We start from the raw sequence: 7,601 nt of genomic DNA on the forward strand, positions 1-7,601 counted from the left end.
ATAACGAATGATAAAAATTGTATATTTGCTGTTAATGTAATTTATAAATTAATCAATATTAGGAGGTTTTATGTACAGATGTCGGGCAGGGAAAACAGAATAAAATGTAAGAAAATAAAAAAACACCCCTGCTGTAAATGAATAACAACAGAGGTGTTAGTTTTAGAGTGAGTCAGAAAACTCGTATTTGATTATTTCGGATCTAACCCTGATAGCGCTGAATATTGTGATGATGTTACTTTTAATTGTGCCACTTGTTTAAGTAGTTGTTGAAAGTGCTTGTCATCCCATTGTTGGCGATCTTGGCTATAAGTTGAAGCCATGATGTCAGCTAATGCTTTATCTAGTTCACTTGCAAGTTCAGGGTTTGTTACTAGTTTTGCTTGTTGTTGCTGCTTCCACTGTTTGAAATAGGTCTGTACTTTAATTGCATCACGTTCAGCTAATGCTTGTTGTAATGCTTTATCAATATCAGTGTTCAGCGTTGTTTGAACAGGCATTGTGCTAGTATTGGATTGTGCTTTTCGTGCTTTGATTAACAGGGCAAGAGTGATTAACCAAAGTAATGCGAAAACCGCTGTCGCCCAAGGCCAGTAACCGCTATGCATCACACCGTTTTGAATCGTAGGAAGATGACTATCTGCCTTTGGTGATGTTTGCGCACCCTCTGGTGTTGTTAGTGCTGGTGGTACAATAGTCGCACTCGCGTTTGGATCTGCGGTGACATTAAGAGTCAGCCCTGAAACTTTAGTCACTTGCTCTTTTTCTGTTTGGGTATTCCACCAATTAATCGTGATCTCAGGGAGTTCTACTTTGCCTGTTTCACGAGGAATAATGACCTGTTTAAGGGTCATCACTGTATAGCCATTATTTTCTGAGTATTCAGGCTTTTCATTATAGCTACGTACCGTATTTGGGTAAGTTAAGCTAATGTTTGGCATACTGCTTTGCGCAATATTTTTAATGCTTAATGTTAAGGTACGTGTGATTGGCTCGCCGACTTTCGCATTCACTTCAGTTTTACCATTAAATGTCGGCTGCCATATTTGCTGTAACTGCAAATTCGGTGTTGGTAGCCATAAGCCTTGGTAATTCGCTGGTTTAGCTTTAACCGTTAGCTCAATGTTTTTCGCTGTTCTGTCAACAGGCATGGTCAATGTTGAACCAAAACCTTGACTACCTTTGATCACATTACCGCTGAACTTCGCACCATGTAAGGTGATGTTTCCTGGCTTATTTGCGGTGATTTGGTAGTTACGGGTGATCACAATATAGCGACGACCATTTTGTACTACCTCATTTTGCGCATCTTGGCCCACTTGCGTTGCAGTTAAGCCATCCCCGTATGGAGGTGCAAGGCTTGCTTGATCCATTTGCTCACCAATTAAGATGCGCACACGGTAATTAATTGATTCACCGACATAAATGGTCGATTTATCGTTAGTTCCCTCAATTGAAATTGAGGAGTGGTTCGCTTGTGCTAATTGTGACTGCTTTGCACTTTTTAGCACTGTAATGGTAATAGGATCTGTTTTTGAGCTACCAATTTGGAAAGCAGGGATCGTAAGTGTTCCTACTTTGGTTGCTGCTAGCGCAACAGTCCAACTGGTGTTACGTGAAATAACACCATTGATCATTGAGGTACCACTGCTAACGCTTGGACGACCATAGGCAAAATCAGGGCTTAATGGTGTTAAATCTAGCGAGTTAGTATTCACGCTGTCATCAACCGATACGGTTAATTGGAATACTTCGTTTACTCCAACCACATTTTTAGAAACCGTCGCTTCTGCTTGTGCCGCCATGGCTTGTGTTGACACTAATGCGCTTAAGATAAGGGCGATATAGAGCCATGAAGAGGCAATTCTCTTGCCGAAAGATAATCTATTCATAAACCTTTTCATTGTCTTTATTACCATGAATTTTCGGTTTTTTGCTGCGCTTCTTTTTGTTGCGCCTGCAAAATCAACTGAGCACGGATCAAACCACTTGTGTCATCTGGTACTTGTTCCAATTTCTTCAAAATAGGGTTACTGGCTGATAGCACATCACCGTCTTTTGCTGGTTGGTCACTCATTTGTACCTGACTAATATTATTGGTTTCCTTATTTTTATCTTGTTCAGACTTAGCCGCTGCTTTTTTCTCTGCTTGCTGTTGCTGTTGCTGTTGCTGTTGCTGTTGCTGTTGCTGTTGCTTTGCAGCTTGTTTAGCATTTTCATCAGCACGTTGTTGTTCAGCAGCTTTCTCTTTATCTTGCTGTGATTTATCACTGTTTGATTGTTGAGATTGCTGCTGATCTTTCCCTTGTTGCTTATCAGACTGATTTTGTTGTTGCTGACTTTGGGATTGTTGCTGTTGATTTGCGTTTTTTTGATCCTGCTGTTGGTTGTTCTGCTTCGATTGTGAAGACTGCTTATCGTCAGATTGTTTGTTCTCTGATGATTGCTGTTTATCTTGTTTTTGCTGTGACTGCTGGCTGTTATCTTGGCTCTGTTTTTTATCGTTAGAGCCTTGTGATTGCTGCTGTTGCTTGTCACTCTTCTGCTGATTCTGCTGATTCTGCTGATTCTGCTGATTCTGCTGATTCTGCTGATTCTGCTGATTCTGCTGTTGCTGTTGTTTCTCTTGCTGCTCTAGCGCTTTTTTCACAATATCGAGGTTTTTCTTCGCATCGGGGTAGTTAGGATCTGCTTTTAGTAGTTTTTCATAGGTCTCTACTGCTTGCTTTAACTGACCGCTTTGCGCATAAGCATTACCCAAGTTGTATTGCGACATTGGATCCGTTAACGGCTTCAATGTATTAATCGCTTGAGCGTAGTTTTTCGCTTTGTATTCCGCAATACCTTTCCATTGTGGCGATTCAAAATCTTGCGCTGCTTGTTTGAATTTACCGTCTTGATAAGTTTGGTAAGCTTGTTGCTCTGCATTCACCCAAGGGCTTGCTTGCGCATGATCGATAGGTAAAAAGAAGAACATAGTGGCAATAACCACACCGCGACGAAAACCTAATAACGCCAGTAATAGCAGTGGTAGAACCAACCAGAAACCACCATTTAGGCGTTCTTGTAGTTCTTTTTGTTGATCTTTCTTACCGTTATCAAGTGGTTTAGCCGTGAAGTGAACGATGGCATTGACATCTTGATCTGTTGGCTGTGCCATCTGCAAGATACCGCCAGTTTGCTTCACGATAGGCTCAAGGGTGCTCAGGTTTATTTTTGAAATAACAGGTGAGCCGTTATCCATTAATAAGCGACCATCTGGCAGTGGAATAGGAGCACCATCGACTGTACCCATTGCTAAAATGGATACACGGTATTGTGTGCCTTTTAACTCTGCTAGGCTTTGGGCTGATTCCTGTTTCGTCATACCGTCGGTGATCAAAACAATATCACCAGTGCTGTTGCCTGCTTGCTTTAATAGCTTGATCGCTTCAGCAATACCAGCGGCTGCGTTACTGCCTGGGATCGGCATGATTTTCGGCGATAGGCTAGGGATCAAGTTCGCTAAGGTATGGCTATCTTCTGTTAATGGGCTCACTTCATAACCATCACCAGCATAGGTGACTAAGCCTGTGGTACCTTCTTTCCAGCCTGGTAACATATCAAGCGCTTTAAAACGAGCTTGGGTTAAGCGGTTTGGCTTAATGTCAGTCGCATACATTGAGCGTGACATATCCATTACCAGTACTCGTGCGCCACTTAAGTTATAAGCTGGCAGTTTCACTTTCTGCCAGCTAGGACCTGCCATGGCTACAACAGCGATTAGCCAGCCTAAAGCAAGGATAGCGATTGGCCATGATGCTGATTTTGGCTGAGCAATACCTAGCTTTTGTGCAAGGTGAGAAGCAATTAAGCCTGTGGTTTGCTTTTTACTTTTTAGCCAAGGCAAGATAAGTAGCAATGGCACAAGTGCAAGAAACCACATTGGGTGCATAAAGGTAAAGTTAGCCATGACGTCTCCTCATAACAGCAATGACGACAGATAGTAGCAATGCGATGGCTAAAGGATATCGGAACAACTCATCACGTGGACGCCATGTTTGTTGGGCGTTATTGATAGGTTGTAATTTATTAATGATGTCGTAGATCTTCTCAAGTTGTTGCGGGTTACGCGCTCGGAAGTATTCACCGCCAGTCATTTTGGCAATTTCAGTGAGTGTTTTCTCATCCAGATCTTGTGATGGATTGACGAGACGATCACCAAAGAAGCCTTTTTGTACCATTTGATCAGCACCAACACCCACGGTATAGATTTTCACACCGCTTTCTTTAGCAAGTTTTGCTGCTTCTAATGGATCGATAACACCAGATGTATTCGCACCATCACTGAGTAAAATGATCACACGCTGCGGTGCTTTACTATTAATGAAGGTTTTGGTTGCAATGCCTAAGCCTTCACCAATCGCAGTACTTTGACCAATTAAGCCCAGTACGGTGCGATCAAGCTGTTGCTCAACGGTGTTACGGTCGAACGTTAATGGCGTTTGTAAGTAAGCATGATCGGCAAACAGCACTAAACCTAAACGGTCGCCTTTACGTTTTTCAATAAACTCAGAAAGCACATGCTTTACTGCCGTTAGACGATCAATGCTTTGGCCATTTTTTGTCACCATATCAGGGATCGACATTGAGCCAGATAAGTCTACCGCCAATAACATATCGCGGTGTTCAGGTTTGATCTCTATCGGGTTACCGTACCAAACTGGTCTTGCTGCAGCACATACTAAACATATCCATGCTAGTGCCATTAGCACTTTACGGATAATCGAGCGAGGCTGTTTTTGTCCAACACCGCTGGGTAATTTAGGTAATTGAATTGCTGCAGGCTGCACAACAGGTTTACTAAAGCGGTAAACCAGCCATGCTAAAGGCAGTAATGCCCAGGCCCATAGCCATACAAATTCAAACATTTAAAGACTCCTTTTGAGCCATTGTTACCGCATGTTTCGGTGGTAATGCGTGTTTAAGCCATGTTTTTGTCATTTGCTTACATTGTTCAAATTCCTCATTTGTTAAAGGAGTATTTGAAAATGTACCGCTCAACCATAGTGTTTTTAGCTCTACAAATCCGCTATGTTTTACGGGAAGTTGTTGATCTAAAAACGTTAGCCATGCTTCTCCTGTTAATGGTGCGACCACTGAACGTGAGTAGTAACTCAATGCGGCTTGTTTTAATAGCGTATTTAAAGCAGAAAGCCCTTGCTCTGGAGTGATCAACGCCAGTTGGTGTAATGCTTCTTTTTGTGCTGCATTGGACTGTTTTTTACGTTTGAACATCATGAGTAACGCAATGATTACGATGATCACAATCGCTAGCGTTAACCACCATCCCCAAGCCAGCGGCCAATAGCTAGGGGCGGCTGGTAGGTGAATATCTGCGAGAGGCAGTTGTTGTGGGCTTGGTGTTGCCATTACTTCACTCCTCTTGCTCTTAGCTGTTGTAATAGTGGCTCTGCAGCGGACAAATAATGCAAAGGGATCGCCAATGATTTTGCCATTTCTGCGACGAAGCTTTGGTGTTGTTGGTATTGTTGGCTTAATGAATCACGTGTCTTTTTTGATGAGAAATTAAGCCATGCTGATTGTTCTTTATCTGCCACATGTTCATAACCACGAAATTGCGTTTGTCCTTGCTCTAATGGATCGTGAACTTGAACAAACTGGATACGGTTATGTTGGCGTAACTGCGTTAAGCGTCGCTTATCATTCATTGATAGTTGGTTAAAGTCGCTGATAATCACGATCTCGCTGCCTTTTGAACATAAGTAGTGCAGACGTTTTAGAGCATCAGCGAAGTTTACTGGTTGTGGCTCACCTAAATGCGATAATGCATTATTCTGTGCTTCAATCAGTTTATTGATGATATGTAACGGTCCTTGCTGACGCGCAGTTGGTTTACATTCGGTTACGCTAATGCCGTTATAAATCACCGCACCAATGCGATCTTGCTCACTCACCGCAAGCCAGCTTAATAAACTAGCGAAGTGTGCTGCCTGTACTGATTTAAGCATGAGTTGCGAGCCAAATTGCATGCTGCGACTTATATCAATCAGTAGCATTACAGGTTGCTCACGCTCTTCGGTAAACAATTTGGTATGTGTTTTACCTGTACGTGCGGTTACACGCCAATCAATGGCTCGGATATCGTCACCTGCTTGGTAGGGGCGAACTTCCGAAAAGTTCATCCCACGCCCTTTGTGGCGGCTTTGGTGCAGACCATTTAGCTGTGACCAAATACTGTGCGCAGGTGGAAGCCAACGCACAGCTTGATTTTTGTATTGCAGTAGCTCTGCCAAGCACACATTAACCCCATCGCTATGGGGTGGCAGCGCTACGGTCATGTGTGATTTGCTCATACGCTAGCAACCTGTGAAATGAGTTCAGCGACAACGCGATCTGCTGCAATACCTTCTGCTTGTGCTTCATAACTCAGTAATAGACGATGACGTAGCACAGGGTAAGCCATGGTTTGAACATCTTCTGGTGTAACAAAGTCACGGCCACTTAACCAAGCATGGGCACGAGCACAGCGATCAAGCGCTAGGGTGGCACGAGGACTAACGCCCATTTGTAGCCAGTTTGCTAATTGTGAGCCAAATTTTTCAGGCTGGCGTGTCGCCATAACAAGACGAATGATGTAGTGCTCAACATCCTCTGCCATATGAATATTTAGGATCTCTTTACGTGCCGCAAAAATATCGCTTTGGCTAATATGTACAGGCTCTGTTTTTTCAATACCCAGTGCTTCACCACGGTTAAGACGTAAAATCTCAAGCTCACTTTCTGCACTTGGGTAATCAACATTCAGTTGTAGCAAGAAACGGTCTAACTGCGCTTCAGGTAGCGGATAAGTACCTTCTTGCTCAATTGGGTTTTGCGTTGCCATTACAAGGAATAACTCTGGTAATGGGTAAGTTTTACGTCCAGCAGTGATCTGCTTTTCCGCCATCGCTTCTAGCATCGCTGCTTGTACTTTTGCAGGCGCACGGTTGATTTCATCGGCAAGGATCAATGAGTTGAAAATAGGTCCCGGTTGAAAGGTAAATTCAGCCGTTTCTGGGCGGAAAATATCTGTACCTGTTAGATCGGCAGGTAGTAGATCGGGAGTAAATTGGATACGGTGGAAATCACCTTCAATACAGTCTGAAAGTACTTTAACCGCACGTGTTTTTGCCAATCCTGGAGGACCTTCTACTAAGATATGTCCATCAGCAAGTAAAGCAATAAGTAACTGTTTTACTAAATTAGGTTGACCTACAACTTGGCTTTGCAAGTAGTGATTTAATCGTTGAAAAGTACTCGCTAACATAAATTTCTTTCCTCTAAGTGCTCGCCTAGATGCGTGGAGCAAATAAGCTGAGACTATCAAACGCCGTGTAAGTTCACGTGTCTGCTTCTTGTACACCACATATTCAGTGCGTACTGAAGCTGACTTAACCCTTATTTCTTTATATATATCAGGGCGAAAAAAATAGGATCAAGCAAGTCATCTTGTTTTGCCTTACAAAGTCACGAAATCATAGTTTGTGCGAATAAAGCTTAAAAAATAAACAGACAATGTTTAATTGAATAAAAAATCATTTCCACATAGATAGTTATTG

6 protein-coding genes are annotated in these 7,601 nt (G+C 42.7%); all 6 read right to left on the reverse strand.

Features of this window, described 5'->3' with window-relative positions; genetic code table 11:
* Positions 1–191 precede the first annotated feature (191 nt).
* The 6 genes from E5A76_RS10670 to E5A76_RS10695 are packed head-to-tail and all read right to left on the reverse strand — an operon-like array spanning position 192 to position 7,309.
* Positions 192–1,892, reverse strand: a complete 1,701-nt coding sequence (locus E5A76_RS10670) for a BatD family protein (protein WP_161118918.1) — start codon at positions 1,890–1,892, stop codon at positions 192–194.
* A 20-nt stretch (positions 1,893–1,912) separates the two neighbouring features.
* Positions 1,913–3,952 carry a VWA domain-containing protein gene (locus E5A76_RS10675; protein WP_161118919.1) on the reverse strand — a complete coding sequence of 680 codons (2,040 nt, stop codon included), beginning with the start codon at positions 3,950–3,952 and terminating at the stop codon, positions 1,913–1,915.
* Positions 3,945–4,910: a vWA domain-containing protein gene (locus E5A76_RS10680; protein WP_161118920.1), complete on the reverse strand. Its 966-nt coding sequence runs from the start codon at positions 4,908–4,910 to the stop codon at positions 3,945–3,947. Before E5A76_RS10680 ends, E5A76_RS10675 begins: the two co-directional genes overlap by 8 nt.
* On the reverse strand, positions 4,903–5,412 hold the full coding sequence (locus tag E5A76_RS10685) for a DUF4381 domain-containing protein (RefSeq protein ID WP_161118921.1): 510 nt from the start codon (positions 5,410–5,412) through the stop codon (positions 4,903–4,905). Before E5A76_RS10685 ends, E5A76_RS10680 begins: the two co-directional genes overlap by 8 nt.
* Positions 5,412–6,356 (reverse strand): DUF58 domain-containing protein, encoded by a 945-nt coding sequence (locus tag E5A76_RS10690; protein WP_161118922.1) that lies wholly within the window; start codon positions 6,354–6,356, stop codon positions 5,412–5,414. The genes E5A76_RS10685 and E5A76_RS10690 overlap by 1 nt, the downstream gene beginning before the upstream one ends.
* Complete coding sequence (locus E5A76_RS10695) at positions 6,353–7,309, reverse strand: AAA family ATPase (protein WP_053988703.1); 957 nt, start codon at positions 7,307–7,309, stop codon at positions 6,353–6,355. The genes E5A76_RS10690 and E5A76_RS10695 overlap by 4 nt, the downstream gene beginning before the upstream one ends.
* Positions 7,310–7,601: the final 292 nt, after the last annotated feature.

Source organism: Photobacterium lucens (assembly GCF_009873615.1).
GTDB classification, from domain to species: domain Bacteria; phylum Pseudomonadota; class Gammaproteobacteria; order Enterobacterales; family Vibrionaceae; genus Photobacterium; species Photobacterium lucens.